25 protein-coding genes are annotated in these 26,906 nt (G+C 68.2%); 3 read left to right on the forward strand and 22 right to left on the reverse strand.

Translation table 11 applies throughout. The features are described 5' to 3' along the window. Nucleotides 1–101 precede the first annotated feature (101 nt). The 15 genes from FMP39_RS32065 to FMP39_RS32135 form a co-directional block, all read right to left on the reverse strand. Nucleotides 102–2,003, reverse strand: a complete 1,902-nt coding sequence (locus FMP39_RS32065; protein WP_141593864.1) for an ATP-binding protein — start codon at nt 2,001–2,003, stop codon at nt 102–104. Nucleotides 2,004–2,084: 81 nt separating this feature from the next. Continuing rightward, a complete protein-coding gene (rplS, locus tag FMP39_RS32070; protein WP_141593865.1) occupies nt 2,085–2,468 on the reverse strand; it encodes a 50S ribosomal protein L19 in 384 nt (127 codons plus the stop codon). A 116-nt stretch (nt 2,469–2,584) separates the two neighbouring features. Further along, nucleotides 2,585–3,328 carry a tRNA (guanosine(37)-N1)-methyltransferase TrmD gene (gene trmD / locus FMP39_RS32075; RefSeq protein ID WP_011553577.1) on the reverse strand — a complete coding sequence of 248 codons (744 nt, stop codon included), beginning with the start codon at nt 3,326–3,328 and terminating at the stop codon, nt 2,585–2,587. Further along, nucleotides 3,325–3,891, reverse strand: coding sequence for a ribosome maturation factor RimM (gene rimM / locus FMP39_RS32080; protein WP_140862715.1), 567 nt, complete (start codon nt 3,889–3,891; stop codon nt 3,325–3,327). Before rimM ends, trmD begins: the two co-directional genes overlap by 4 nt. Beyond that, a complete protein-coding gene (locus FMP39_RS32085; protein WP_011553575.1) occupies nt 3,888–4,172 on the reverse strand; it encodes a KH domain-containing protein in 285 nt (94 codons plus the stop codon). Before FMP39_RS32085 ends, rimM begins: the two co-directional genes overlap by 4 nt. Before the next feature lie 11 nt (nt 4,173–4,183). Continuing rightward, nucleotides 4,184–4,444 carry a 30S ribosomal protein S16 gene (gene rpsP / locus FMP39_RS32090; RefSeq protein WP_011553574.1) on the reverse strand — a complete coding sequence of 87 codons (261 nt, stop codon included), beginning with the start codon at nt 4,442–4,444 and terminating at the stop codon, nt 4,184–4,186. Between the two features lie 90 nt (nt 4,445–4,534). Then, a complete protein-coding gene (gene rlmN, locus FMP39_RS32095) occupies nt 4,535–5,671 on the reverse strand; it encodes a 23S rRNA (adenine(2503)-C(2))-methyltransferase RlmN (RefSeq protein WP_141593866.1) in 1,137 nt (378 codons plus the stop codon). Nucleotides 5,672–5,868: 197 nt separating this feature from the next. Next, complete coding sequence (gene ndk, locus FMP39_RS32100; protein WP_011553572.1) at nt 5,869–6,306, reverse strand: nucleoside-diphosphate kinase; 438 nt, start codon at nt 6,304–6,306, stop codon at nt 5,869–5,871. Between the two features lie 33 nt (nt 6,307–6,339). After that, entirely contained in the window at nt 6,340–7,239 is a 900-nt protein-coding gene (gene sucD / locus FMP39_RS32105; RefSeq protein WP_141593867.1) for a succinate--CoA ligase subunit alpha, read from the reverse strand. A gap of 29 nt (nt 7,240–7,268) precedes the next feature. Continuing rightward, a complete protein-coding gene (gene sucC / locus FMP39_RS32110) occupies nt 7,269–8,429 on the reverse strand; it encodes an ADP-forming succinate--CoA ligase subunit beta (protein ID WP_141593868.1) in 1,161 nt (386 codons plus the stop codon). 286 nt (nt 8,430–8,715) lie between these two features. Further along, entirely contained in the window at nt 8,716–9,525 is an 810-nt protein-coding gene (gene sdhB, locus FMP39_RS32115) for a succinate dehydrogenase iron-sulfur subunit (RefSeq protein ID WP_090491458.1), read from the reverse strand. A gap of 44 nt (nt 9,526–9,569) precedes the next feature. Continuing rightward, nucleotides 9,570–11,447, reverse strand: a complete 1,878-nt coding sequence (sdhA, locus tag FMP39_RS32120; protein ID WP_141593880.1) for a succinate dehydrogenase flavoprotein subunit — start codon at nt 11,445–11,447, stop codon at nt 9,570–9,572. A gap of 222 nt (nt 11,448–11,669) precedes the next feature. Further along, nucleotides 11,670–12,614 (reverse strand): malate dehydrogenase, encoded by a 945-nt coding sequence (gene mdh, locus FMP39_RS32125; protein WP_141593869.1) that lies wholly within the window; start codon nt 12,612–12,614, stop codon nt 11,670–11,672. A 32-nt stretch (nt 12,615–12,646) separates the two neighbouring features. Further along, entirely contained in the window at nt 12,647–13,945 is a 1,299-nt protein-coding gene (gene icd, locus FMP39_RS32130; RefSeq protein WP_141593870.1) for an NADP-dependent isocitrate dehydrogenase, read from the reverse strand. A 278-nt stretch (nt 13,946–14,223) separates the two neighbouring features. Continuing rightward, a complete protein-coding gene (locus FMP39_RS32135) occupies nt 14,224–14,775 on the reverse strand; it encodes an ATP-binding protein (protein WP_141593871.1) in 552 nt (183 codons plus the stop codon). A 408-nt stretch (nt 14,776–15,183) separates the two neighbouring features. On the opposite strand from FMP39_RS32135, the gene FMP39_RS32140 reads away from it, so the two are divergent. Continuing rightward, nucleotides 15,184–17,334 carry a hypothetical protein gene (locus tag FMP39_RS32140; protein WP_228558514.1) on the forward strand — a complete coding sequence of 717 codons (2,151 nt, stop codon included), beginning with the start codon at nt 15,184–15,186 and terminating at the stop codon, nt 17,332–17,334. 5 nt (nt 17,335–17,339) lie between these two features. Beyond that, entirely contained in the window at nt 17,340–18,086 is a 747-nt protein-coding gene (locus FMP39_RS32145; RefSeq protein WP_228558515.1) for a hypothetical protein, read from the forward strand. Between the two features lie 76 nt (nt 18,087–18,162). Here FMP39_RS32145 and FMP39_RS32150 read toward each other — a convergent pair whose 3' ends face one another. Then, nucleotides 18,163–19,788: a bifunctional 3-(3-hydroxy-phenyl)propionate/3-hydroxycinnamic acid hydroxylase gene (locus FMP39_RS32150; RefSeq protein WP_141593874.1), complete on the reverse strand. Its 1,626-nt coding sequence runs from the start codon at nt 19,786–19,788 to the stop codon at nt 18,163–18,165. A gap of 492 nt (nt 19,789–20,280) precedes the next feature. Here FMP39_RS32150 and FMP39_RS32155 point away from each other — a divergent pair, with 492 nt between their 5' ends. Then, nucleotides 20,281–20,493 (forward strand): hypothetical protein, encoded by a 213-nt coding sequence (locus tag FMP39_RS32155; RefSeq protein WP_020478306.1) that lies wholly within the window; start codon nt 20,281–20,283, stop codon nt 20,491–20,493. Between the two features lie 28 nt (nt 20,494–20,521). On the opposite strand, the gene menE is transcribed toward FMP39_RS32155, so the two are convergent. The 6 genes from menE to FMP39_RS32185 all read right to left on the reverse strand — a co-directional run. Beyond that, nucleotides 20,522–21,970 carry an o-succinylbenzoate--CoA ligase gene (gene menE / locus FMP39_RS32160; protein WP_141593875.1) on the reverse strand — a complete coding sequence of 483 codons (1,449 nt, stop codon included), beginning with the start codon at nt 21,968–21,970 and terminating at the stop codon, nt 20,522–20,524. A gap of 59 nt (nt 21,971–22,029) precedes the next feature. Next, nucleotides 22,030–23,190 (reverse strand): o-succinylbenzoate synthase, encoded by a 1,161-nt coding sequence (gene menC / locus FMP39_RS32165; protein ID WP_141593876.1) that lies wholly within the window; start codon nt 23,188–23,190, stop codon nt 22,030–22,032. 9 nt (nt 23,191–23,199) lie between these two features. Continuing rightward, the gene (locus FMP39_RS32170; RefSeq protein ID WP_141593877.1) at nt 23,200–24,123 is read right to left on the reverse strand and encodes a 1,4-dihydroxy-2-naphthoate polyprenyltransferase; all 924 of its coding nucleotides are present in this window, start codon (nt 24,121–24,123) and stop codon (nt 23,200–23,202) included. Beyond that, nucleotides 24,120–24,977, reverse strand: a complete 858-nt coding sequence (gene menH, locus FMP39_RS32175) for a 2-succinyl-6-hydroxy-2,4-cyclohexadiene-1-carboxylate synthase (protein WP_141593878.1) — start codon at nt 24,975–24,977, stop codon at nt 24,120–24,122. The genes FMP39_RS32170 and menH overlap by 4 nt, the downstream gene beginning before the upstream one ends. Next, nucleotides 24,968–26,737, reverse strand: a complete 1,770-nt coding sequence (menD, locus tag FMP39_RS32180; RefSeq protein ID WP_141593879.1) for a 2-succinyl-5-enolpyruvyl-6-hydroxy-3-cyclohexene-1-carboxylic-acid synthase — start codon at nt 26,735–26,737, stop codon at nt 24,968–24,970. Before menD ends, menH begins: the two co-directional genes overlap by 10 nt. Beyond that, a partial coding sequence (locus tag FMP39_RS32185; protein ID WP_176424426.1) for a chorismate-binding protein occupies nt 26,721–26,906 on the reverse strand: 186 nt, incomplete at its 5' end. The genes menD and FMP39_RS32185, both read right to left, overlap by 17 nt.

Below are 26,906 nucleotides of genomic sequence, written 5' to 3' on the forward strand. Positions count from 1 at the left end.
CTCCCCCGCATTCCCATACTCCCGCCGCTCAGCCGGCGCCGCTCGTCGCATCCACCCCTCCCCCTGCGGACCTCCCCCTGGAGGCAACCCGCCACGTCGCCTCAGACGTTAACGGGGCCGTCCGACATCTGCGCGAAGCCCGGGTGCGAGGTGACGTGCAGCACCTGCGTCAGCGTGCCCAGGTGCTTCAGCATGCGGGCGATGAGGGGCAGCTTCACCTCCTCCATCCCCGTGAAGACGTCCTCCAGCAGAAAGGGACGCTTCACGCGGGCGCTCGCCTTCTCCACCACCGTCATCCGCAGGGCCAGGTAGTACAGGTCCAGGTCCTTCGCGGGGAGCTCGCCCACCGGCACCCGCCGGCCCGAGGCCAGGGCGAAGGCCTTGCCCTCGCGGTCCCACTCGATGCCCTGGTACCGCCGGTCCGTGAGCGCGGTGAGGTACTGGACGCAGCGCTCCTTCAGCATCGCCTGCACGGACAGGATGTCCGTGGTGAACACGTCCGCCGCCTGGGACAGCAGCATGGGCGACGGATCCTCCAGCGTCTCCACAGGCACGGAGCCATCCGGGCCCGGCGCGGCCGGCGGCGGAGGCGCCTTGGCCAGGGCAATGGACTCCTTCAGCCGGCCCATCTCACGCTCCACCTCGCGCACGTCGCGCACGTAGGTGCCCTTCTGCGTCAGCTCATCGTTGAGCGCTTCCGCCTCCGCCTTCAGCGACTGAACCTGAGCGGCCGCCGCGAGGTAGTCCGGATCCGACTCCATGGTGTGCAGTTGGTCCTGCAGCTCGGCCACCCGCGCAGCCAGCAGCTCCTTGCGCTCCAGGGCCGGGGCGATGCCATCCAGCTCTTCCACGTCGAGCGCCTTCTGAGCCATGCGCAGCGGCGCGGCTTCCGCCTCGTACTCCTCGAGGATCTTCTTCTCCCGGATGTCGAAGCGGTTCTCCTTGCTGCCATGCCGCGTGGCCTTTTGCAGGTCATCCACGTAGCGAAGCGCCAAGAAGGCGGCGACACCGAAGGCCGGGATGTCCAGCAGCGCCAGGTAGCGGAAGGTCCGGTCCACTCCAAAGCCCAGGCCCACGGCCAGCGCCAGCAACAGAACTCCCGCGCCCAGGCCGGCCCAGAACCCCATGTTCTGCGTCAGGGGCGGCACCGACGCGGGACGAGCCTCCACCTCGTTCTCCCGGTCCGCGTTGAGGCGCGCCAGGGCCTCGTCACGACGGGCAATCACCTTGGGGTGGCGCTTCAGCCGGTTCACGATGTCCTGCGGCAGCCCCAGGGACTCGGGCGTGGGCGCCGCGCGCCAGGCGGCCTCGGCCTCGGCGATGGCCACCTTGAGCCCCTCGGTGCCCTTCAGCCGCTGCTCGGCGTCGAAGATCTGGGACGCCACGCCGTCCGCCTTGAACTGAAGGCTGTCCACCTCCGTGGAGGCAGCCAGTTCCTGCTCCAGCGCGCGCAGCTTCGCCTCCGCAGCGGGGATGTCCTCCGCGGGCAGCACCGTGGAGGCAGACGCCAATGATGGGTACCTGCCGGACGTCTTGGGGTCCACCTTCGCCGCGGCGGCAGCGGCCTTCCTCGGGCGTCGTGAGGGAAGCTGCGCGGACTGAAGGCAGTACACCTGCTCGAACGTGGTCTTCGGTGGAAGTCCCGCCTGTCCGCGAAGGAACTGGCTGATCTCCGACGCGTCCGACGAGACGAGCTCCGGCTGCTGCGTCGTGGGATTCATCCGGTGCAACGTTCCGGAGCCGCCGAGGTCACGCAGCACGCGGTACGTCACCCCATCCACCCCGACGAACGTCAGGGCCGCCTTGCCCGACTTCGCACCGGTGGCGATGAAGCTGGCGTCAGTGCCACGCCCATCCGCGAAGAGCAGCGCGAGGGAGAGGCCCGCCAGGGGGCTCGACTCCGCCGAGGGCGGTTTGAGGACGAGGTATCCCGCCTTCAGGGCAAAGCGCCCCGCGGGGGAGAAACCGCGGACGTTCTGGACGGCGACTTCGGCGAATTGCATGGCTCGCGCATGTTAGCGCGAATGAAAAAAGGAGCGTCCGGGATCGGACGCTCCTTTTCACTGCTCAGGCGCTGGAAGCGCTCAGGAGGCCGAGGCGGCCTTCTTGGACGGCTTCGGCTCTTCGATGACGTCGACGCGCGCCGCCTTGCCCTTGAGGTCACGGAGGTAGAACAGGCGCTTGCGGTTCACGTCACCGCGCGACAGGACCTCGATCTTCTCGTAGCGGGGGCTGTGCAGCGGGAACACGCGCTCCACGCCGACGCCGAAGGAGAGCTTCCGCACCGTGAAGGTAGCGCGGTGGTTGCCCTTGGTCTTCCGGATGACGATGCCCTCGAACGCCTGCACGCGCTCCTTCTCGCCCTCCTTGACCTTCCAGTGGACGCGCACGGAATCACCGGTATTGAACACGGTGACGTCCTGGCGCAGGAACTTGGCCTCGATGTGCTGAATGGCGGCGTTGCGCATGACAAACTCCGGAAAACTTGAACTGACGCGATGGTCGCGTGAAGAGCGGGCCGTACTAACAGAGAGAGCGGTGTCGGACAAGCCCTGATGATCCAACTCGCTAGCAACGCTCAGGGTTACAGCTCTTCCTCCCGACGGGCCAGGAGTTTCTGGTCGGCCTTCGACAGCACCACGCGGGCATACAGGTCCGGGCGGCGCTCATGGGTGAGCACCAACGACTTCCAGCGCCGCCAACGGGCAATCCGGGCATGGTCGCCGGACTGCAGGGCGGCCGGCACCTCGACGCCCCGGAAGACAGGCGGGCGGGTGTACTGGGGATGCTCCAGCAGGCCTTCCTCGAAGCTCTCCGTGACGGACGAGTCCACGTTGCCCAGCACCCCGGGCACCAGCCGCGCCACCGCGTCCACCACCGTCATGGCCGCCAGCTCGCCGCCAGTGAGAACGAAGTCCCCCAGGGACAGCTCCCCGTCGAGGTGCGCCATCACCCGCTCGTCCACGCCCTCGTAGCGGCCGCAGACCAGGATGAGACCCGCCTCGTGACGGACCAGCTCACGCGCAGTGGCCTGGGTGAAGGTAGGCCCTCGGGGGCTCATGAGCAGCACCCGCGCGCCCGGATGCCGCGCTTTGGCCGCCTCAATCGCGGCGACCAGCGGCTCCGGCTTCATCACCATGCCGGCGCCACCGCCGTAGGGCGCGTCGTCGGTGACGCGGTGCTTGCCCTCGGCGTACTCGCGGATATCCGTGATGGTGGTGGCCAGCAGGCCCTTCTCCTGAGCCTTCCCGAGGATGCTGGCCCCCAGGTATCCGGTCACCATGCCGGGGAACAACGTGAGGATCTCCACCGGATACGGTGGGCTCATTCCGCGTCCTCCGGGCCTCCACCTGACTCGGCGCCCTTGCGTCCCGCCTCCACGTACTCGGGCGGATGGATGACGATGCGCCGCGCCTCGAGGTCCACGGTGGGGACGAACTCGTCGGCGAAGGGAACCACCAGCTCCTCGCGCCCGGAAGCGCGAATGACCAGGTTCGGCACCTCGCCGGTGGTCCAGATCTCCTCCACCCGGCCCAGCGCGTTCCCGTTGGCGTCCACGGCCTCGAGCCCCACCAGGTCCCCCTGGAAGAACTCGCCCTCCGCGGGTGGCTCCAGATCCTCGCGGAAGACGAACACCTTGGCGCCCACGAGCGCCTCCGCGTCGTTCCGCGACTCCACGCCTTCGAGGACCACGATGTCCTCCTTGGGCGTGGGCCGGAGCGCCTCCAGCCGCATTTCCCGCTCCACACCGGCGCGCGTCCGCACCCAGATGCGATCGACGGTGTCGAGCGTCTCCGACGCCGGATCCAATGCGCGAATGGCGACCTCGCCACGCAGCCCGTGAGCACGCGCGACGTATCCCAACTCCAGATAGGGACTGGTGGCCGTCACTGCGCGGAGTCCGGCGCGACCGGAGCGCCTGCTGCATTGCGCCGGTCGTCGAGAATCTCCAGGCGGACCTTCTGCCCGGACTTCTGTGCGGCGGCATTGAGCAGCGTCCGGAGGGCATTCACGGTGCGCCCGTCACGGCCGATGACCTTGCCGACGTCCTCGGCGGAGACCTTCAGCTCGAAGAGCCGGGCCCCTTCCGCCTCGGAAATGCGCAGGCTGACCTGGTCAGGATGATCGACCAGGGCCCGCGCCAGATAGTTGAGAAGCTGCTCCACGTCCACTCGGGCGTGGCTCAGACCGCGGGAGCGGGCTTGGCCTTACCGGCGACCTTGATCAGGTCCGCAACGGTCTCAGACGGCGTCGCGCCAGTCTTCAGCCAGTAGTTGAGGCGCTCCTCGTTGAACTCCACCTTCGGCGGCTCCTGGTTCGGATCGTACGCGCCCACGGCCTCGATGAACTTGCCGTCCCGGGGGTTGCGGGAATCGGTGGCGACCACGTGGTAGTACGGCTTCTTCTTGACGCCCGCGCGGGCAAGACGGAGGACAACGGCCATTGAATGCTCTCCAACAAACAGGAAACGTCTTAGGAAAGGGGTGGCGCTCTTAACGCCGCTCCCGTTGGATTGTCAAGGAAGTTCGGGAACTTATGTCGTACTATCGGCCCCGGCTTGTGTCTCGCCGCGATTGGCGAGCTGCCCGCAGGCGCCGGCGATGTCCCGGCCCCGGTTCCTGCGGATGTAGGCGGCGACGTGGCCGTCCGCGAGGATGGCGCGGAACTCCTCCGCCCGCTCCTCGCCGGTGGTGTGGAACCCCAGGCCGGGATTCTCGTTGTAGGGGATCAGGTTCACCTTCACCGGGATGCCCTTGAGCAGCTCGATGAGCCGGTGCGCGTCCTCGTCCGCGTCGTTGAAGCCCTTGATGAGGACGTACTCGAAGGTGATGCGGCGGCCCTGACGCAGCGGGAACTTCCGGCAGGCGTCCAGCAAGGCCGCGATGTTCCACTTGCGGTTGACGGGCATCGTCTTGCTGCGCTGCTCGTCCGTGCTGGCGTTGAGGGAGATGGCCAGCTTGACGTCCGTCTCCTTGCCGAAACGCTCAATCATCGGCACCAGCCCCACGGTGGAGACGGTGATGTGCCGGTGGCTGAAGTTCGGCCCGTCCTCGGACTGGAGGATGGAGAGCGCCGTCTTGAGGTTTTCGAAGTTGTGGAGCGGCTCCCCCATCCCCATGAACACCAGGTTGGAGAGCGGGCGGAGCGTCTCGTGCCCCTCGTTCTTGCGGACCTCGCGGTTCACCGCGTGGACCTGGGCCACAATCTCGCTGGGGGTCAGGTTGCGCTTGAGCCCCATGGTGCCCGTCATGCAGAAGCCGCAGGCCATGGCGCAGCCCACCTGCGTGGACACGCACAACGTCCTGCGGTCCTCGGTGGGCATGTAGACGGATTCGATGAAGCGCCCGTCCCGCGTCTTCCACCGGTACTTGATGGTGCCGTCGGTGCTGCGCAGCTCGCAGTCCTTCACCAGGGGGACGATCTCCGCCCGCGCCCTGAGCTTCTCGCGCAGGACCTTGGAGAGGTCCGTCATCTCGTCGAACGAGGTGGCGCCGCGCTGGTGCAGCCAGCGGTAGATCTGCGGGGCACGGAAGGCGCGCTCACCCAGTTCCTCGGTGACGAAGCGCGACAGCGCCTCCAACGACAGGCTGGCCACGTCCACCAGCTTGGCGGGCGCGGGAGCCGGCAAGGGCTCGGTGACTGGCAGGGAGGTGGCGGAGGTCTCTGACATCGTCGTTGCGCTTAACGGTGGGCCCAGGGGCGTCCCTTCCCACACCTGGGCACGGCAAGTCAAAGGAGCCCATGCTCCCCTGCCCGCTTCGTGGACACTACCCGGTAGTGTCTCCTGGAAGAACAGCGGCCCGGGCCCGCGCCTTCTGGGAGCGCGGACACCGGGCCTGGAATGGCGGCCCGCAGGGGGCCGGCCGGCTACTTCTGGTACGGGTAGGAGTGGATCTCCGTCTCCCGGAAGAAGTACGCGATCTCGATCTTCGCGTTCTCCAGGCTGTCGGAGCCGTGCACCGTGTTCTTGTCGATGCTGGTGGCGAAGTCCTTGCGGATGGTGCCCTCGGCCGCCTGCGCGGGGTTGGTGGCGCCCATGATGTCCCGGTTGGCCAGGACCGCGTTCTCACCTTCCAGCACCATCAGGACCACCGGGCCGGAGATCATGAACTGCACCAGGTCCTTGAAGAAGGGCCGGGCCTTGTGGACCGCGTAGAAGCCCTCGGCCTGCGCCTGGGACAGGTGCTGCAGGCGGATGGCGACCGGCTTCAGCCCCTTCTCCTCGAAGCGGCTGATGATCTTCCCGATGACGCCCTTCTCCAGGCCGTCCGGCTTGATGATGGACAGCGTACGCTCGATAGCCATGTGACTGGCTCCTTGTCGTGTTTCCGTTGGGGTTTAGCGCTTCTTCGGAGCGCCCCGCTTGAGGGCCTCCTGAAGGGTGGTGCCCAGTTCGGCGGGGCTGGCGGCCATCAGGATGCCCGCGGCCTCCATGGCCTTGATCTTCTCGGTCGCCGTGCCCTTGCCGCCGGAGATGATGGCGCCGGCGTGGCCCATGCGCTTGCCCGGGGGCGCGGACTGGCCCGCGATGAACCCGGCGATGGGCTTGGTGAACTCGCGCGCCACGTACTCGGCGCCGCGCTCCTCGGCGTCACCGCCGATTTCGCCAATCATGATGACGGCGTCGGTGTCCGGGTCCGCGTTGAAGAGCTTCAGCACGTCCACGAAGTCCGTGCCGTTGACCGGGTCACCGCCGATGCCCACGGCGGTGGACTGGCCCAGGCCCAGCTGGGTGAGCTGGTGCACGGCCTCGTAGGTCAGCGTGCCGGAGCGGGACACCACGCCGATGCGGCCCGGCTTGTGGATGTGGCCCGGCATGATGCCAATCTTGCACAGCGCGCCCGGCGTGATGACGCCCGGACAGTTGGGGCCGACCAGCCGGATGCCCGGCTTGCCCTGCAGGTAGCGCTTGGCGCGCACCATGTCGTTGACCGGGATGCCCTCGGTGATGACGATGATGAGGGCCACGCCCGCGTCCGCGGCCTCCATGATGGAGTCAGCGGCGAAGGGGGGCGGCACGAAGACCACGGACGTGTTCGCGCCCGTCGCCTTCACCGCCTCGGCCACCGTGTTGAACACGGGGACCTTGCCTTCGAACGTGGTGCCGCCCTTGCCCGGAGTCACACCGGCAACGAGCTTCGTGCCGTACTCGAGCATCTGCTTCGCGTGGAACGAACCCGCCGAGCCGGTGATGCCCTGGCAGAGGACCTTCGTGTTTTCGTTGACGAGGATGGCCATGGCGTTCTTTCAGGAAAGAGTGCGCGGGATTACTTCACCGCAGCGACGGCCTTCTCCGCCGCCTGACGCAGGTTGTCCGCCGGGGTGATGGCGAGGCCGGAGTTGCTCAGCAGCTCCTTGCCCTTCTCGACGTTGGTGCCTTCCAGCCGCACCACGAGCGGAACCTTGAGCTGGACCTCCTTCGCCGCGGCGATGATGCCCTCGGCGATGACGTCGCACTTCATGATGCCGCCAAAGATGTTGACCAGCACGGCCTTCACGGCCGGGTCCGCCAGGATGAGCTTGAAGGCCGCGGTGACCTTCTCCTTGTTGGCGCCGCCGCCCACGTCCAGGAAGTTGGCCGGGCTGCCGCCCACCAGCTTGATGGTGTCCATGGTGGCCATCGCCAGGCCGGCGCCGTTCACCATGCAGCCGATGTTGCCATCCAGCGCGATGTAGGCCAGGTCCCACTCCTTGGCCTGGATCTCGCGGGGCTCCTCTTCGGCCAGGTCGCGGTACTCCAGCAGGTCCTTGTGCCGGTAGAGCGCGTTCTCGTCGAAGGTCACCTTCGCGTCGAGCGCCACCACACCGCCATCCTTCAGGATGACCAGCGGGTTGATCTCCACGAGCGAGGCGTCCGTGTCGATGAACATCCGGTACAGCGCCGAGCAGAACTGGGTGAACTTGTTCACCGTGGGGCCCGTCAGGCCCAGCCCGAAGGCCAGCTTGCGGCCCTGGAAGTCCTGGAAGCCCACGGCCGGGTCCACCGACTCGCGGAGGATCTTCTCCGGGTGCTTCTCCGCCACCTCTTCAATCTCCACGCCGCCCTCGCGGGAAGCCATGAAGGTGATGCGGCTGGTGGCGCGGTCCAGCGTCACGCCCAGGTACAGCTCCTGGCCAATGGCGAGACCTTCTTCGATGTAGACCTTGTGGACCGTCTGGCCTTCCGGCCCGGTCTGGATGGTCTTGAGCTTCATGCCAAGCATCTGCTTGGCCAGCTCCTTGGCTTCCGCGGGGCTCTTGGCCAGCTTCACGCCGCCGCCCTTGCCGCGGCCACCCGCGTGGATCTGGGCCTTCACGACGACCACAGAAGTGCCGAGCTCCTTCGCGGCGGCCTCCGCGTCGTTGGCGGAAATGGCGAGGATGCCCTTCGGCGTGGGCACGCCATACTTCCGGAAGATTTCCTTGCCCTGGTACTCGTGGATCTTCATCGAGGCTCCGGTGGAGACGAGGGAGACAGCCTGAACAGAGGCGTCAGCGCCGGGCCCTCATTGCGCAGAAAAGGACGGAGTGCAAGACCGTTTGACCCCGGTACACCTGCATCGTCCGACAGGGTGCACGGCAGATAATCAGGGATGTCCGCGAAGATGAGCCTGCCTTCACCGCAGGGTTTTCCACGGACAGCCAAACAGCGACGGCCCCGCCCGGCGTCTCGAATGGACGCCGGCCCGGGGCCGCTTGAAGCCAGAGAACACCGGGAAGTCGCTGGCGAGCGCCCTACCCCGGACCGCTGCCGTGGCCCTTGGGGGCCTCGTCCTGGAAGAAGATGTCCTTGATGGTGAGCTTGGTCACCTCGCGGTTCATCACTGCGATGGAGGTGACGAGCGGAATCTCCTTCGGGCAGACCTTCACGCAGTTCTGCGCCTTGCCGCAGTCCTGGATGCCGCCGGGCCCCATGAGCGAGCGCACGCGCTCCTCGGAGTTCATCTTGCCCGTGGGGTTCATGTTGAACAGGCGGGCCTGGCTGATGGCCGCCGCGCCCACGAAGTCGTTCTCCTGCGTCACCTGGGGGCACGCCTCCAGGCAGCTTCCGCAGGTGATGCACGTGGACAGCACGTACATCACCGACTGGTCCACGGGCGCCTGGCGCGGGCCCGGCCCCAGGTTGTGCGTGCCGTCGATGGGCACCCAGCCCTTGATGCGCTTGAGCGCGTCGAACATGCGGTCGCGGTTCACCGTGAGGTCACGCACCACGGGGAACTTGCTCATGGGCTCCAGCGTGATCGGCTGCTCCAGCTTGTCGATCAGCGCCGAGCAGGCCATGCGCACGCGGCCGTTGATGTTCATGGCGCAGCTGCCACAGACCTCCTCCAGACATGCGGCGTCCCAGATCACCGGGGCCACGCGCTTGCCCTCCACGGTGACGGGGTTGCGCTGGATCTCCATCAGGCACGAGATGACGTTGGCGCCCTTCACATAGGGAACCTTGAACTCATCGAAGTGACCTGGCTTCGCGGGATCATCCTGCCGCCAGATGCGGAAGGTGATGGTCTTGGTGGTGACAGCGGATGCTTGTGCAGTGTCCATGTGGCTCGACCCTTCACTTCCAAATCGGTTGAGTGGTTCCCGTCTCAGGCGTACCAGCGCGGCTCGGGGTCGAGCACGGGCGTGGGGATGTCCTCGTAGTGGATCTTCGGGCCGGCCTCGCTGTACGTCGCGATGGTCGTCTTCGCCCACTTCTCGTGGCGCGCACGCCACAGGCTCATCCACTCCGGGTCCTGCGTCGGGTCCTTCGTCTTCGGTTCGGGCAGCGAGAAGTCCGGCTTGTAGTGGGCGCCGCGGCTCTCGTCGCGGAGCAGCGCGCTGGTCGCGATGACCTCGCCCAGCTCGAACATGTTCCACAGCTGGTTGGTGTACGACAGCGCGCGGTTGGCCACGTTGCCCGTGTCCAGCACGTTGACGTTCTTCCAGCGCTCCTTGAGCTCGCGGATCTTCTCGATCGTCTTCTTCAGACGGTCGTTGTAGCGCACGACGGTGCAGTTCTCCGTCATGGTGTCGCCCAGTTCCTTGGCGAGCCCGTACGGATTCTCCGGGCCGCTCATCTTGAGCATGGTGGCGAAGCGGTCCTGCCAGTACTGCCTGGCGGCCTGGAAGTGCTTCTCCGGCATCGCCGCGGCGCTGGTGCTCTGGCTCTTGGCGAAGGACGCCATGGCCGGGCCGCCGATCATGCCGGAGTAGATGCACGACAGCAGCGAGTTCGCGCCCAGGCGGTTCGCGCCGTGGAAGGCGTAGTCCGCCTCGCCCGCGGCGTAGAGGCCGGGGATGGTGGTGGACTGGTTCTTGGGGCTGCCCTCGGCCGGCGTCTGCGTCTTCGGGTCGGCCTCGAAGTTCACGTACAGGCCGCCCATGGAGTAGTGCATGCCCGGGAAGATGACCATGGGCACCTTGCGCGGGTCGTCACCGACGAACTTCTCGTAGATCTCCATGACGCCCTTGATCTTGGCGTCCAGCACCGGCGCGGGGATGTGCGTGACGTCCAGGTACACGCCGTCCCGGCCGTTGATGCCCATGCCCAGCTCGCGGCAGACCATGAAGATCTCGCGGGTGGCCACGTCGCGCGGCACCAGGTTCTTGTACTTGGGGTACTTCTCTTCCAGGAAGTACCAGCGCTCCGCCTCCGGGATCTGCTGAGGCGCCCGCGTGTCGCCCTTCTTGCGGGGCACCCAGACGCGGCCACCCTCGCCACGCACCGACTCGCTCATCAGGCGGAGCTTGTCCTCGCCCGGAATCGACGTCGGGTGCACCTGGATGAACTCACCGTTGGCGTAGTGCGCGCCCTCCATGTAGGCGCGGCCCGCCGCGGTGCCGGTGTTGATGATGGAGTTGGTAGAGCGCCCGAAGACGATGCCCGGACCACCCGTGGCCAGGCAGACAGCCTCGGCCGGGAAGGTGCGGATCTCCATGGTGCGCAGGTCGACGGCCACGCTGCCGATGCAGCGCCCGTTGTCGTCCTTCACCGTGCCGAGCCACTCCCAGTACTCGTACTTGGTGACCTTGCCCTCGGCCTCATAGCGGCGGACCTGCTCGTCCAGCGCGTAGAGCAGCTGCTGGCCGGTGGTGGCGCCGGCGAAGGCCGTGCGGTGGTGCAGCGTGCCGCCGAAGCGGCGGAAGTCCAACAGACCTTCCGGCGTGCGGTTGAACGTCACGCCCATGCGATCCAACAGGTAGATGATGCCCGGCGCGGCATGACACATGCCCTTCACCGAAACCTGCTCCGCGAGGAAGTCGCCGCCGCGCAGCGTGTCCTTCACGTGGATGTCCGGGTGGTCGCCTTCGCCCTTGGTGTTCACCGCGCCGTTGATGCCGCCCTGGGCACAAACGGAGTGGGAACGCTTCACCGGGACGAGCGAGAGCACATCCACCTGGTGGCCCGCCTCCGCGAGCTTGATCGTCGTCATCAGCCCGGCGAGGCCGCCGCCCACCACCGTGAACCGCGCTGCTGGTGCCATCATCGTCTCCTTGACTGCCGGACGTCGGACACTGCTCGTTTGAGCCGGCCCGCCAGGTGGCGCGCCAGGGCCCGGACGTCCCGTGCGAGTTCTACAGGCTAGTTAACTTGGTGAAAACGCGCTGCAACGATGGCGTCCGGGGCAATTAGCCCGCGTCATCCACAGCATCAGGCACAGGGCCCGCCGGGTTTCCCCAGCGGGCCACACGTGACTGTCCAGCGACTACAGCTTGACCGAGTCGACCGTCTTCTTGACCGACTGGAAGGACTTCTCCAGCTCGGCCTTCTCACTGTCGTTCAGCTCGACGGTGTGGATCTTCTCCACGCCGCCCGCGCCGATCTGCACGGGGACGCCGAAGAAGTAACCGTTGATGCCGTACTGGCCCTCCAGGAGGGCGGCGGCCGGCAGCACGCGCTTGCGGTCCAGCAGGAAGCTCTCCGCCATGGCGATGGCGGACGCCGCGGGGCCGAAGTAGGCGCTGCCCGTCTTGTACAGGCCGACCAGCTCCGCGCCGCCCTCACGGGTGCGCTTGATGATGGCGTCCAGCTTGTCCTTGGCGATCAGCTCCGTCAGGGGCACGCCGCCCACCGTGCTGTGGCGGACGAGCGGAACCATGTCGTCGCCGTGGCCGCCCAGCACCAGGGCCTCCACGTCGCGGATGGAGCAGCCGAGCGCCTCGGCGACGAAGCACTTGAAGCGGCTGGTGTCCAGCACGCCCGCCATGCCCGCGACCATGTGCTTGGGCAGACCCGCGATCTTGTGGAGCGCGAACACCATCGCGTCCAGCGGGTTGGCCACGTTGATGACGAAGGCGTTGGGGGCGTGCTGCTTGATGTTGCCCGCCACGTCCGTCATGATCTTCAGGTTGATCTCGAGCAGGTCCTCGCGGGACATGCCCGGCTTGCGGGGCATGCCGGCCGTGATGATGATCACGTCCGAGCCGGCCACGTCCTTCCAGTCCGTGGTGCCCTTCACGCGGCAGTCGTAACCGTCGACCGCGGCCAGCTGGTTGATGTCCAGCGCCTTGCCCTTGACCAGACCCTCGGCCGCCGGGATGTCGTACAGCACCACGTCACCGAGCGACTTCTGCACGGCGAGCAGCGCCAGGTTGCCGCCGATCTGACCGCCGCCGATGAGGCCGATCTTCTTCTTGCCATTCTGAGCCATGGATTCGCCTCTTCCAGATCCCCGTCCGGGGACTACATGTTCTTGATGATGGCCTGCCCGAACTCGGAGCACTTGACCTCGGAAACGCCGCTCTGCCCTTCCTGCTTCATCAGGCGGGCGAAGTCGTAGGTCACCGTCTTGCTGGCGATGGCGCGGTCCATGCCCTGGATCATCAGGTCGGCCGCCTCGTGCCAGCCCAGGTGCCGGAACATCATCTCACCAGAGAGGATGACCGAGCCCGGGTTCACCTTGTCCTGGTCGGCGTACTTGGGCGCCGTGCCGTGCGTGGCCTCGAACACCGCGTGGCCCGTGACGTAGTTGATGTTGCCGCCCGGCGCGATGCCGATGCCGCCCACCTGGGCCGCCAGCGCGTCCGACAGGTAGTCACCGTTGAGGTTCAGCGTGGCGATGACGTCGAACTCGTCCGGACGGGTGAGGACCTGCTGCAGGGTGATGTCCGCGATGGAGTCCTTGATCAGGATCTTCCCGGCGGCCAGCGCGGCCTTCTGCTCCGCGTTGGCGGCGTCCTCGCCCTTGGCGGCCTTGGTGGCCTCCCACTGGTCCCAGGTGTAGACCTTGTCACCGAACTCCCGGGCGGCCAGCTCGTAGCCCCACTTGCGGAAGGCGCCCTCGGTGAACTTCATGATGTTGCCCTTGTGGACCAGCGTGACGCTCTTGCGCTTGTGGTCCACGGCGTACTGGATGGCGGCGCGGATCAGCCGGTCGCTGCCCTCGTGGGACACCGGCTTGATGCCCAGGCCCACGTCGGACGGGAAGCGGATCTTCCCGAACTCCTTCGGGAACTCCTGCTTCAGCAGGCCCAGGAACTTCTCCGCGGCGGCCGTGCCGGCCTCGAACTCGATGCCCGCATAGATGTCTTCCGTGTTCTCACGGAAGATGGTCATGTCGACCTTGTCCGGCGTCTTCACCGGGCTGGGCACGCCCTTGAAATAGCGCACGGGGCGCAGGCAGACGTACAGGTCCAGCATCTGCCGCAGGGCCACGTTCAGCGACCGGATGCCGCCGCCCACCGGCGTCGTCAGGGGGCCCTTGATGCCCACCAGATAGGTGCGGAACGCCTCGACCGTCTCATCGGGCAGCCAGTTGTTGACCGCCTTGAAGGACTTCTCGCCGGCCAGGACTTCGTACCAGGCGATCTTCTTCTTGCCCTTGTAGGCCTTCTCCACCGCGGCGTCGAACACCGCCTGGGACGCACGCCAGATGTCGCGGCCGGTGCCGTCGCCCTCGATGAAGGGGATGATCGGGTTGTCCGGGACGGACAGCTTGCCGCTCTGCAGGGAGATCTTTTCTCCGGATGACGGGGGCGCCATGGATGTGCTCCTGAGAAGGTGTGACCGTGTAAGAATCGGCGGGGGATAGTCGAGAACCCGCCCCGCGACGTCAAGGAGTTTGGCCACGGGCTCACGCGGAACGACTTATCGGAGCCAAAGGCCGGGCGCGGAGTAACGGCCGGCCCTCGCGCGAGCACGAAACGACACGCTCAGCATCCCCGGCGGCTCAACGAAAAAGGAGGGCCAGGCACTGGCGGCCCGCCCTCCTCTTCCGCTTCAAGTCGTGGATCAGCGGCGGGCATGGCGGCCCGCCCGGACTACCAGCTGGACATCCCCGGCGCGGGCAACTCCACCGTCACGGTGATGCCGGCGGCCGTGCTGCTGGCCACCTCCAAGGTGCCACCCATGGACTCCGTCAGTTCCCGGGCCCGGGCCAGCTTGCGGTGCAGCGGCCCCACCAACATGGGTGACAGGAAGACAGCCTGGAGCTCCCGCGAGGACAGCGACGCCCCCGCGACCTGGACCTGGAAGCGGGGCGGCAGGTCCCCGAAGTCGTCGGCGGAATCCACCATCACACGAACGCCCTGCCCGTTCGATGCATCCGCCGCGTGCGCCAACAACAGCAGCAGCACCTGCTGCAGCCGCCGGTGACTAACATTAGCGGGGACCGGATCCTCGGGAAGCTCCAGGGAAACCGGCACTCCTCGCAAGCGGCGCGTGACTGAGAGGAGCTCCACCGCGCCGCCAACGACCTCCGCGACATCCACCCGGAGTACGTCTGGCGAGTCCACCAGCATCAGGCCCGCGACGCGGCCGTGAACAGGCGCCTGGAGTTGCTCCAAAGCCTGCGTTCCTCCCACAGCGCTCACGACAGCACTCATCCCTCACACCTCCCGCTCGCTGGACTGAGGGAACTCTAACGAGCGGGTCTGACGAACGCCATTTCACTGCGAGAAAGTACGCACAGCCTGCCAGACTTATGACATTACAGCCGCGCAGCATCTTGGCCGTATGAGTGTGCCGTCGCGGCGAATCGCTTCGTAAGACTTGGAAGTGGGCTGCTGTCACCTACGACCCACGGACGTCCATTCCGCCAGCCAGAAAACAGCCTGACTGCACAAATCCGATTTGACTGTTCCTCGGAAATCCGTATGATACGGACCTATAGCGATTCGCCGCCTAACGCAGCACCGCTGGAGCAGGGAGGAACAACCGTGCTTGCAATTTCGACGACTGCATCTGGGGTTCCTCAGCACCGGAGAAGGGGGCGCCTGATTATGGAAGGGGGAAACCCGCTCTCCGACCGTCGGTCGGTCGAGTTCCGCAGCCGTGACGCGCTGTTCAATGTGATTCCGCTGCCGCCCGCCGAGGCCGCGCTGGATGATTCGGGCTACTCCCTGCACGGGACGGGCGCGGATGCCATCACCTGCTCCGTGGGCACGCTGGATGGCGCCATTGGCGTGGTGACGCGGCTGAGCCCCACTGTGGTGTGGGTGATGCCCAAGGGTGAGGTGGACACCTCCGACGCGCGCGGCCTGCCCGTCTATCTGACCGGCTGTGGCGTGACGCTGGGCCCCATCCGGGGCGCCTTCATCCGCACGGACGCGGATGCGGCCGGGTCCCCGGTGGGACTGCAGCTGGCGAACGTCTCCCTGGAGCAGGGCCGTCAAATCCTGGCACTGCTGGCGGACGCGCTGAAGCGTGGCGTCGCGGAGCCGGCCGCGTCTGCCCTTCCGGTGCAGGACACCATCGACGAGGCCGAGCGCATCCGCGCCATCCTCCTGGCCATCAGCACCGCGGGCAACAAGGGTGTGCTGCGCCGCATGGGCCGCACCGTCCGCCTGGTGTTGGAGCGCTACAACGCGGAGACGGAGCAACTGGAGTGGCACGCCGAGGACCCGGTGACCGACTGGGGCGAGGCGCCCTACGACATCGACGTCATCGGCCACAACAGCGCGTACCGCATGCGCCTGGAGGCGGGAACGCCGGACGGCCAGCGCTTCACGTCGCCGCTGCCCGACGTCCTCTTCCGCATCCGTCACCGCTGGCACCGCCGCTCGCCCGCGCCCGAGGGCGTGCGCGTCACCTTCCACCACCCGCTGTGGCGCGAGCAGGGGGAGATGGAGCGCGCGGTGTTGGACCTGTCCTTCTCCGGCATGTGCATCCGCTGCCGCCCGGAGGACCTGCTGTTCCCGGGCCTGCTGCCGCCCCTGCTCGAGCTCCACACGCCGGACGGCCAGTCCATCAGCCTGCGCGGTGAAATCCGCTACGTCACCAGCGCGCGCGCCGACGGTACCGTGCTGTGTGGCCTGAGCGTGTCGCCCTACTCTTCCGACGAGGCGCGCTGGGTGCGCTTCGTCTCCCAGACGACCAATCCCAACACTTGCACCAGTGATGTGCAGGAAGAGGGGCTCTGGGATGTCTTCACGCTGTCTGGCTTCTTCAGCCTGGCGAACAAGTCCTCTCAGGAATTCGACGTGCTGAAGCAAGCCTTCAGCCACATGGCCAAGCGCGCCGCGGAAGTTCCGCAGCTCTTCTGCCAGGCCGTCTGGCCGTCCGAGCGCGGCCCCGAGGCGACGCTGTCCATCATGAAGTCGTACCGGCACACCTGGATGGGACACCAGGTGGCGAAGCGCCCGGGCAAGCCCGCCATCAAGGGGCTGGAGCCGGGCCGCATCATGCACGACCTGTACGTGCGCTGCTTCGAGCACCCGCAGAGCGACGCCGACTTCCGCTGGGCCGTGGCCTACGTGGAAGGCCTCAACCCCTGGATCGCGCGCGCGCACGTCCGCTACGGCGAGCGGCACATGGCGGCGAACCCGGAGCTGGCCTTCACGCGCAAGGTCCACATGATGGACGTCTACACGCACGAGCAGACGGGCCGGCTGCACGAGGGCATCACCATCAGCCCCGCCACCTCCGCCGAGCTGACGCTTCTGACGGACCACATCGCCCACTCGCGCCCGTCCTGCTACGTGGAGGCGCTCGACTTCACGCGCGACCGCATCGACATGCGCGCGGTGCAGGGACAGTGGAACACCTTTGGCCTGGAGCGAGAGCGCGAAATCCTCATCGCGCGCCGCAATGGCGTGGCCGTGGCCGCCGCCGTCCTGGAGCTGGGCCAGCCGGGCACCAATCTCTACAGCCTGCTCGACATGGCCAGGCTGTTCCCCCTGAGCGACGCGGGGCCGTCCACCTACGTCGCCCTGGTGGATGCGGCACGCCGTTGGTACGCCGCCCGCCACCGCCGTTCGTTCCACTACCTCTGTGAGGACGACGGTGGGCAGTACGTACAGGACGCCGGGATTCACGCAGGCCCGGACCCGTACATGTGGATCATCTCCGCGAAGCTGATCCCCGACTATCTCGAACACATCAGTGAAGTCTCCATCGGGCGCCGAAGCGCTCCCAACACTCGCCAGGGGTAATGAATATGAGCAAGCAACTCGTGGAGGAGCTGTACACGCCGAACCTGACTGCCACCCGTGAGCGCATCAAGACGGACCCCCGGCTGAAGGTGCTGCTGGACGACAAGGCGGACCCCGCGCTCTTCGAGGCCTTCCTCATCACCTGGAACTCGCTGGGCGTCTACATGACGGAGCCGGTGGACGGGTGGATTCGCCGCGCCGGTGAGGCCACCGTGAAGGTGGGCCTGGACGACGTGGGCCAGAAGCTCATCGCCCACGCCAAGCACGAGGCCGGCCACCATCTGATGATGGTCGAGGACACCAAGCATCTGGTGGCCCGGTGGAACGAGCGCCGCAACCCCAAGCTGAACGCCGAGGAGCTCATCGCCCAGCCGCCCACGGAGGCGATGAAGGAGTACCGGGAGATTCACGAGAACACCATCACCGGTGAGATGCCCGCCGCGCAGGTGGCCATCGAGTACGAAATCGAGGGCCTGTCGACGGTGCTCGGCCCCGTGATTCTCGAGCAGGCCAAGCGCGTCTGTGGCGAGGACATCCTCCAGGGCATGTCCTTCCTCAAGGAGCACACGGAGATTGACGTGGGTCACACCGCGCTCAACGAGGTGATGCTCAACAAGCTCCTGTCGCAGGTGCCGGACAAGGCGCCCATCATTGCCAAGACGGGCGCCAGCGCGCTCGACATCTACCTGCGCTTCATGGGCGACTGCGTGGAGCGCGCCGGGAAGCTGGTCCAGTCCGCCGCCGCGGCCTGAGCCTCCCCGCAGCCCCACTTCGCGGTCGTACGGCGCCCCGGCCCGGGCGCCTGTTGTTTTTCCGTTCCCCCGCCTTTCAGCCCGCCCGCCGGACCTCCGCGCCATTCGGACGCGAGTGAGGGCGGACGCGGCCCTTGAGCGAGCCCAGGAGGTGGCCCCGCTTGCCACCCCCTGCGATGCCGAACACGTAGCGGTCCGGCCGGAGCACCACGAGGTCGGCCGCGTACTGCACGAACCAGGCGCCCAGTCGGCCGTCCAGGTCCACCAGCGTATCCGGCCCGCCATCTCCCGCGCGGTCCGCCGCGGCCAGCTGCCACCAGCGTGCTCCGAGTTCGTCCGCCAGGGCCCGTGCCTCGCGCTGGGCCTCCTGGGACGCGCCTGGACGCGTCAGCACCACGAAGCCCTCGCCCAGGCAGTCATCCAGCAGCGCCGTCTCCCCGTCGGGCCGCTCCACGCGCGGCTGTGGGAAGTAGGAGCCTTCCGGCACGTCCCCCTTCTCGCGTTGGGCGCCGTGCATGAAGCCCCGGCGCAGCGGCATCTGCGGCTTCACCTTGTAGTCGCGGATGAAGTCGCCCGTCACCGGCAGCCGGTACATCACCTGGATGAGCGCGTTGCGGACGCGAGCCATCACCCGCCCGCCCGACATCATCACCCGGCCCATGGCGTCCGAGCCGCGAATCACCTCCGACACGTGACCACGCCGCTCTTCCTCGTAGGTGTCGAGCAGCGACGCGTCCGCCGCGCCCGCGAGCACCAGCCCGAGCTTCCAGGTCAGGTTCGCCGCGTCCCGGAGGCCCGCGCAGAGCCCCTGCCCCAGGAAGGGCGGCATCAGGTGCGCCGCGTCGCCCAGGAGGAACACGCGGCCCACCCGCCACTGCTCGGACATGCGGCTGTGGTACGAGAAGATCTTGACGGAGTCGAGCTCCACCGAATCCGGGTCCAGGTAGTAGCCGATCAGCCGCCGCACGTTCTCGAGCGAGCGCGCCGCCTTCAGGTCCGCATCCGGCTCCAGGATGACGTCGAAGCGAATCTCGTTCGGCGCGGTGCGCGCGATGAATCCCCGGCGCACGGGGCCGCACAGGTAGCTGGTGAAGTCGGGCTCGGGTGAGGACGTCCTCACGGTGATGGCCAGCGAGTGCTCCAGCGCCGTCGTCCCCACGAGCTTCAGGCCCAGCCGCCGGCGGATGGAGCTGTGCGAGCCGTCGCACGCGAGCAGGAAGCGCGCGCGCACGTTGACGGCACGCTCCCCCGCGACCTCCTTCACGCGGGCGGTGACACCGTCTTCATCCTGGACGAAGGACTCCACCTCGTGGCCCAGCCACAGGTCCACGTGCGGGAAGCGCTTCAGGCCCTGACGAAGCACCGCCTCCATGCGCGGCTGCTGGAAGAAGGCCGCGGGCACGTAGCCGAACGGCCGATCCAACCGGGTGAAGTCCACCTCCGCCAGCGAGCGCAGCGAGTCATTCAGGTACTGCAGCCGCTTGCACGGATAGAAGCCCGCGCCCAGGTCACCCACCAGCCCCGCGGACTGGAAGATGCGCTGGCCCTCGTCATCCACGCTGATGGCGCGGGACTGGCCGTGAGGCGTGACTTCACGCTCCACCACCAGCGTCCGAATCCCCTGCTGCCCCAGGAGGTTCGCCGCCATCGCTCCCACCGGACCACTGCCCACGATGATGACATCAACGGACTCCGGAGCCATCTCTCCCTCCCGTTGCGAGTACGCGTGCTGAGCTGCCTTTGAGTCATTTCGATATCAAAATCAGCCACGACCTGGAATGTCCTGTTTTCACTCGGAAGCCGGCGTCATTCTCCACCCTCCCCCCTGCGTTGTCTCTTCAACTCTTCAACGTCGGGCGTGGAAATCCTTGCATGTCTGAGTTTTGACCTTGGGAGTGAAAGGTTGCAGCCGTATCAGCAATTACGACGGGGCACGGCGCGGACGACGCAAGAATGTCCACGTGTCCCAGGTCCGCGCAGGAAATGCAGGCCCCTCCTCGGAGGGCAGGCGGCCGCGCGGGAACACGACATCCCGGAGTGGCTTTTGAAAGATGGCGACCACGTCCGCGGGTTGAGACGGCGACCCTTGTCGGGAAATCGCCACTGACCGCCAGCTTCAACGCGTGGCGTCGTGATTTTCGCGACTTGAAGAGGTCGGATGTGCCCGAACACTGCGGCGCGAAGGAGCACGCACATGGAATGGCTTGAGTTCTCCCGTTGGTCCCCGGAGGTCGAAAAGCAGCTGGCGATGCAGGCGGCCCGACTGGGCACCTTCGAGCACCGGGGCCCGCAGGCCTCCCGTCGGTCCGGGGCTGCCACCACCGTGTCGGCCACCTGCCGGCTGAGCACCGTCCTGCGGCAGTTCCCGCGGACCAATCCCTGGGGCCACCCGATCTCGGAGTGCTGAGACAGGGCGCCCGCCCCATCGCCGTGGGTCAGCGAAGGGCGTGCCGTCTCAGGACGGTGCGCTCGACCTTCCCCATGGCGTTACGAGGCAGCGCGTCCACCCACACGAAACGCGCGGGCGCCTTGAAGCCCGCCAGGGACTGACGGCACCACGCCGTCAGTGCCTCGTCCCCGGGGTGCGGTTGCCCCGGGCGCGGCGCGACGAAGGCCACGGGCCGTTCGCCCCAGCGGTCGTCCGGGAAGCCCACCACGGCGGCTTCCTGCACCGCGGGGTGATTGAGGAGCACCGCTTCCACCTCCGCCGGGTAGATGTTCTCCCCACCTCGGACGATGAGGTCCGTGCGGCGTGACAGCACGGTGAGCCGCCCCCCACCATCCAGCACACCGACGTCCGCGGTGCGCAGCCAGCCGTCGCGAACCGCCTCCTGGGTGGCCTCCGGACGCTGCCAGTACCCGGCCATCACCGTGGGCGCGCGCACCTCGATGTCGCCCTCCGCCCCTGCGCCGAGGACTTCGCCCCCTACGCCGACGATGCGCACCTCGACCCCCGGCAACGGGACGCCAGCGGTGCGGCCGTCCGCATTGTCCGGGCGCTCGGTCGTGACTTGTGAGCAGGCCTCCGTCAGGCCGTACGTCTGAAGGGCTCGCAGGCCCGCGGCCCTCGCTCGTGCGAGGAGGGGCACGGGCACCGGACCTCCGCCGATCAGCGCGCATGCGAAGGAGTCCGGCATGCGCCGGTCACCTCGGGCGTCCAGCACTCGCTCCAGCGTCGTAGCCACGAGGCTCGCGTGGGACACGCCCTCCTCGTCGATGGCCCGGTTCGCCGCATCGGCGTCGAAGCGTTCGTGCAGGACGAGGCAGCCTCCCTCGTAGGCCGTGCGAGTGAGCATGGCGATGCCCCCCACGTGGAAGAGGGGCAATGTGCCCAGCCAACGCGGGGCTGGATGCGCTCCCAGGTTGGCCGCCGAGGCTCGTGAAGACGCCCGGAAGTTGCCTTCGGTGAGGACCGCGCCCTTGGGCCGGCCCGTGGTCCCGCTGGTGAAGAGCACGACCCGGGGCGACGACGCCTCCAGGGGCTCGCACGTGGAAGCTCCCGTGGAGACGGTCTCCGCGAAGGACTCGAGTGGCCGGGCTCCAGGGAGCCGCTCCACCAGGGGTCCCAGCGCCAGCCTCAAACGCGGCTGGATGTCCTCCACCATGGGCGCCAGCTCCGCGGACGTGAGCCGGGCATTGAGTGGCGCCAACACCGCGCCCAGCCGGCCCAGCGCCCAGAAGAGGCACACGGAGGCGACGTGGTTCGTCGCGAGCGACGCCACCCTGTCCGAAGCGCCGACGCCCTCCGACTCGAGTGCGGCAACCCATCGGGAGACTTCCGCATCCAGCGCTTCATAGGACCAGGAGCGGCCCGCGAACGTCAGGGCCTCCGCCTGGGGCTGATGACGAGCGCCTACTCGAATGGGACACAGCAGGACCGACATTCCGTCACCTTGGGCTTCATTAACGGAGGCCAATCCGTGGGCTCCCATGCGCCGAGCCGTCACACCAGTGATTGGGAGCTCAGTCCGAGCCCCGGGGTGCTCGACAGGCGAATGACGCCTCGCTGCGGATGGTACGGATGATCTTCCGGCTCCTTCGCCAGCAAGCGCCCAATAGCGAGCCCGGAGGCCAGCGCGCCGGATGGCAGTGCCGCCGCGAGGTGTGCCGCGCCGGCCCGCGCCACCACGCCATCAATGGAGCTGGTGACATAGGCCTGCATTCCGAGCCGAGCCGCGCGCATCGCGACCACGAGGCACGGCAACAGTCCGCCCAGCACCATGGGCTTCAGCACCACCGCGCCCACCGCCGGGCCACCGCCCAGCAACGGGTCCACCGTCAGCAGCGCCCGGAGCGCATCGGGAGAGGCCAGGGACTCGTCCGCCGCCACCGTGCAGGGGGCGCGGCGCTGAACGCGCCAGAGCGCCGCGAGGTCCTCCGGCGGCGTGGGCTGTTCCACCAACTCCAGGCCGTACCAGCCCAGCCGGTCCAAGGCGCGCTTCGCGTCGGGCTCGGACCAGCCGCCGTTCGCATCCAGCCGGAGCTTCACGTCCGGGCCTACCGCGTCGCGCACGGCCTTCACTCGCGCCTCGTCGGCGTCCAGCGGCCGGCCGGCGACTTTCAGCTTCAACGTGCCGAAGCCCTCGGCCACGGCCTGCCGGGCCTCTTCCGCCAGGGCCTCGAGGGTGTCGGCGCCCAGCAGCGCGTTCACCGCCACTTCCGTCCGCGCCTCCTCCGCCAGCAGCCAGCACAGCGGTACACCCTGGCGTTGCGCGAGCAGGTCCAGCAGCGCCAGCTCCAGCGCGTGTTCCGCGGCCGGCATGGCGCCCGCTGGCGTCACCTGACGTGCACGAATGCGCACGCCGTCGCCTCGCGCCACGGCAGGGGGAAACGGCGATAACGTGTCCTCGATGGCCCGGACCGAGTCGCCCAGGAACTGGCCCTTCAGCTCGGACAGCCAGGCGTTCAGCGTCACGCCACAGTCTTCAAGCGACTCGGTGCCGAACGCGGGCAACGGCATCGCCTCGCCCAGACCTTCGCGCCCCTCCTCGTCGACGACGCGGACGAGGAAGCCTTCTCGCACCGCGTGCCCCCCTTGTGACGTCTTCAGGGGCTGGCGCAGCTCCAACCGGAGGGGAATGAGCGAAACCTGGGCAATCCGCATGGCCTCACATCATCGCAGGTAGAGGCCCAACGCGAACAGCACTCCAAACACGAGCTGGAGCCTGGCCGTGGACCCCAGCGCCGGATTCAGCGCGGCCCCCTCCTGCTTCAACACCTGCCGCAACGGGGGAACCGCCAGGGGCAGGCTCAGCAGGGACAGGAACACCCAGGGGCTGGCCAGCTTCAGCGCGTACATCGCGAAGGGCGTGGCGTACGACATCACCAGCAGGAGGAGGTACTCCGCCTTCCCCACGCCCGTGCCGAAGCGGACCGCCAGGGTGCGCTTGCCAGCCTTCACGTCCGTCGTCACGTCGCGCAGGTTGTTGACGACGATGAGCATGGTGCCGCTGGCGCCCACGGGCACCGCCGCCCACCACGCCGCGGGGTCCACCGTCCCCGCCTGCACGAAGTACGTCCCCGTCACCGCCACCAGGCCGAAGAAGATGAAGACGAACACGTCTCCCAGGCCGTTGTAGCCCAGGGGAAAGGGGCCGCCCGTGTATGCGTAGCCGCACAGCAGCGACGCCAGGCCGATGGCGATGATGGGCCAGCCGCCCACCGCCACCAGGTACAGGCCCACCGCCGTGGCCAGCGCGAAGCACACGCCCGCGCCCGCCAGCACGGTGCCCGGCGCGATGAGGCCACTCTGCGTCACGCGCTGAGGGCCCAGCCGTTCGTGCGTGTCGGCGCCCTTCTTGAAATCGTAGTAGTCGTTGATGAAGTTGGTGCCAATCTGGATGAGCACCGCGCCCAGCAGCGCCGCCAACGCGGGCAGCAGGCGCCCCACGCCCGAGCCGAACGCGAGCCCCGTGCCCACCAACACCGGCACCAGCGCCGCCGTCAGCGTCTTGGGACGCGCCGCCATCACCCAGTGCTTCACCCCGGGACGGGGCTTCACCGACAGCGGGCCCGGCGCCGGAACCGACGTGCTCACGACGTCACCCTTCCCTCGCACGCGGTCATGGGGCTGTCGAACTGCGGAGCCTCGTACCAGGGCGTCTGGAGGAACCCGAGGACTTCGCGGGCATAGGCCTCCGGCGCTTCCAGGTGCGGCGCGTGGCCACAGCCTTCGAAGGCGTGGCGCCAGACCACCGGCAGCTCCGTGGCCATGCGGCGGGCAATCTGGGTGAACTTCGAATCCAAAGCACCCGTCAGCAGCAGCGTGGGCAGCCGCTGGGCATGCAGCTCCGGCCAGAAGTCCGGCTGGACGCCCAGCCCCAGACACTCCAGCGCGCCCGCGAGCCCCTCCGCCGTGCAGGCGCGGCGCTGTGAGCGCAGCGCGTCCTTGCGCTCCTGCGGAAGCTGGCGCAGGCCATCGAACAGCGGCAATTGCTCCCAGCGGTCCACGAAGGCGTCCACGCCTCGTGAACGGATGAAGGCCGCCAGCTGTCCGTCCGCCTCACGCCGGGCCGCGCGCTCCTGGCGCCGATGCAGCCCTGGCGAACCGCTCTCCATGATGAGCCGGCCGAAGCGGTCCGGCGCGCGCACGGCCGCCGCCAGCGCCACGCGTGCCCCCTGCGAATAGCCCAGCAGGTCCACGGGTCCCTGCCCCAGCGAGTCCACCAGCGCGACGAGCGCGTCCACCGTTTCCACGAAGGCCTCACGCCCCCGCTGGTCCGGCAGCGGCGTGGCCCCATGCCCCGGAAGGTCCACCGCCACCGCGCGCACGTCGCGGCCCAGGAGCGGACGCAGCCCGTCGAAGGCCCTGCGGCTGCCGGTGAAGCCATGCAGCAACACGAGCGGCCGGGAACCCTCACCCCACGTCTCGTAAGCCAGCTTCACGCCCATGGTCCTTCTCCCAGTGAGGCCGCCATTCGAGCGAACAGCCGCCGGTGCTCATCCACATTCGCGTTGCGGTCCACGCGCACTTCCACCAGGTGGAGCCCACCCTCCAGGCCCTCGCGCACGGCCGACCTGAGCGCAACGGGCGTCTCCGGACGGTGGAGCCGGGCCCCCCCCAGCGCCGCCGCGTGGGACAGGTCCACGCCGTGCGGCGTACCGAAGAGCGTCTCGAACGTGTCCCGCGGCGCGACCTGGGCGATGGGGAGGAACGAGAAGATGCCGCCCCCATCGTTGTTCACCGCCACCACCGTGAGCGGCACTCGCGTGCGCGACGCGGTGACGAAGGCTCCCACGTCATGCAGCAACGCCAGATCCCCCGTGAGCAGCACCGCGGGTCGGCCCGCCGCGGCCGCCATGCCGAGCGCGCTGGAGACAATGCCGTCGATTCCGTTGGCCCCTCGATTGGCCAGCACCCGCAGCGGCACCGTGCCCGCCGGAGCGAAGGCATCCAGGTCGCGGATGGGCATGCTGCTGGATACGAAGAGCGGCGCGCCCGCGGGAAGCGCCGCCACCACCTCGCGAGCGATACGCGGCTCGGAGAGCACGTCGGGCTGCTCCGCGAACGCGGCCTCCAGCGCCGTGCGCACCCGTTGCTCCGCGGCAAGGAAGCCTCGTGCCCACGGCCCCGCGCCGCGCGCGAGTCCTCGCGTCAGGGCCTCACAGGCCGCCACCGCCGAGCCCTCCACCACCGTGGACGCGCGGTGCGCCGGGTCGAACAACCCGCCGCCGTCACTGAAGAGGACGATGTCCGCGCCCGAGCCGTCCAGCCACTGTTGAGGCACCTTCGGCGTGAGCCCGCCCCCGAAGCGCAACACGAGCTCCGGACGGTGCGCCTTCGCGAACGGCGCGTGCCGCAACATCGCGTCGTAATAGGACAGCGTGAGCGGGCCGCCGCCATAGCGGGCCTGCGAGGTGGACTCGGCCAGCACAGGATAGCCCGTGGCCTGCGACAGCGCGCTGATGGCCGCCGCGAATCCATCCATCTCATCGCGCGGGCCACACACGATGACGCCGCGAGTGGTCGCGGCAATCCGGCGGCGCACCTCGTCCAAGGTGGCCGCGTCCGGCGCCGGCTCGGGCGGCACGATGCGCGTCAGCGGCGCACCGGCGCGGCCCGACTTCGCGAGCGCGCTCAGGGAGGCCTCAGGGAAGGGTTCAGCGATGGGGGCCAGCGGCTCGCGGAACGGGACGTTGAGCTGCACGGCGCCCCGCGGCGCGCGCCACGCGCTGACGACCGCGCGGGCAACGGTGGCACGCATGTGCATCAACGCCGCGTCATGCGCCTCGGGCTGACCGAGGTCCGCGTAGAAGCGCGCGTGCTCTCCGAAGAAGCGCGCCTGTGGCACGGTCTGCGGCGCGCCCCAGCCCTGAAGCTCCAGGGGCCGGTCCGCCGTCAGCACCACCAGGGGCACGTGCGACAGCGCGGCCTCGATGACCGCCGGGTAGAAGTGCGCGCCCGCGGTGCCGCTGGTCGCCACCACCACGGCCGGCGCGCGCGACTGCTTCGCAAGCCCCAAGGCGAAGAAGCCCGCGCTGCGCTCGTCGATGACGGACCACGTGCGCAGCCCCTCCGTCCCGGCACAAGCCAGGGCCAGGGGCGATGACCGGGACCCCGGACACACCACCGCGTGACGAACCCCACCGCGCACGAGCTCTTCCAGCAACGCGCGCGCCCACAGCACGTTGAGGTTAGCGTCGGACGACATCCCCGCCTCCCAAGGCCCGCAACATGGCCAGGCTCTTCATCTCCGTCTCCCGCCACTCCGAGTCCGCGTTGGAGCCAGCCACCAGCCCCACGCCGACGAACAGCCGGGCCTTCGCGCCCTTCACGCGCGCCGAGCGCAGCGCCACCATCAGGTGCGCCCGCCCAGGCCC

This window comes from Myxococcus sp. AB056 (assembly GCF_006547365.1).
GTDB lineage: Bacteria > Myxococcota > Myxococcia > Myxococcales > Myxococcaceae > Myxococcus > Myxococcus virescens.

Coding starts and splice junctions, on each gene's coding strand:
- FMP39_RS32065 (WP_141593864.1), bottom strand. CDS start 2,003: ATGCAATTCGCCGAAGTCGCCGTCCAGAACGTCCGCGGTTTCTCCCCC.
- rplS (WP_141593865.1), bottom strand. CDS start 2,468: ATGCGCAACGCCGCCATTCAGCACATCGAGGCCAAGTTCCTGCGCCAG.
- trmD (WP_011553577.1), bottom strand. CDS start 3,328: ATGAGCCCACCGTATCCGGTGGAGATCCTCACGTTGTTCCCCGGCATG.
- rpsP (WP_011553574.1), bottom strand. CDS start 4,444: ATGGCCGTTGTCCTCCGTCTTGCCCGCGCGGGCGTCAAGAAGAAGCCG.
- rlmN (WP_141593866.1), bottom strand. CDS start 5,671: ATGTCAGAGACCTCCGCCACCTCCCTGCCAGTCACCGAGCCCTTGCCG.
- ndk (WP_011553572.1), bottom strand. CDS start 6,306: ATGGCTATCGAGCGTACGCTGTCCATCATCAAGCCGGACGGCCTGGAG.
- sucD (WP_141593867.1), bottom strand. CDS start 7,239: ATGGCCATCCTCGTCAACGAAAACACGAAGGTCCTCTGCCAGGGCATC.
- sucC (WP_141593868.1), bottom strand. CDS start 8,429: ATGAAGATCCACGAGTACCAGGGCAAGGAAATCTTCCGGAAGTATGGC.
- sdhB (WP_090491458.1), bottom strand. CDS start 9,525: ATGGACACTGCACAAGCATCCGCTGTCACCACCAAGACCATCACCTTC.
- sdhA (WP_141593880.1), bottom strand. CDS start 11,447: ATGGCACCAGCAGCGCGGTTCACGGTGGTGGGCGGCGGCCTCGCCGGG.
- mdh (WP_141593869.1), bottom strand. CDS start 12,614: ATGGCTCAGAATGGCAAGAAGAAGATCGGCCTCATCGGCGGCGGTCAG.
- icd (WP_141593870.1), bottom strand. CDS start 13,945: ATGGCGCCCCCGTCATCCGGAGAAAAGATCTCCCTGCAGAGCGGCAAG.
- FMP39_RS32140 (WP_228558514.1), top strand. CDS start 15,184: ATGGAAGGGGGAAACCCGCTCTCCGACCGTCGGTCGGTCGAGTTCCGC.
- FMP39_RS32145 (WP_228558515.1), top strand. CDS start 17,340: ATGAGCAAGCAACTCGTGGAGGAGCTGTACACGCCGAACCTGACTGCC.
- FMP39_RS32150 (WP_141593874.1), bottom strand. CDS start 19,788: ATGGCTCCGGAGTCCGTTGATGTCATCATCGTGGGCAGTGGTCCGGTG.
- FMP39_RS32155 (WP_020478306.1), top strand. CDS start 20,281: ATGGAATGGCTTGAGTTCTCCCGTTGGTCCCCGGAGGTCGAAAAGCAG.
- menE (WP_141593875.1), bottom strand. CDS start 21,970: ATGTCGGTCCTGCTGTGTCCCATTCGAGTAGGCGCTCGTCATCAGCCC.
- menC (WP_141593876.1), bottom strand. CDS start 23,190: ATGCGGATTGCCCAGGTTTCGCTCATTCCCCTCCGGTTGGAGCTGCGC.
- menH (WP_141593878.1), bottom strand. CDS start 24,977: ATGGGCGTGAAGCTGGCTTACGAGACGTGGGGTGAGGGTTCCCGGCCG.
- menD (WP_141593879.1), bottom strand. CDS start 26,737: ATGTCGTCCGACGCTAACCTCAACGTGCTGTGGGCGCGCGCGTTGCTG.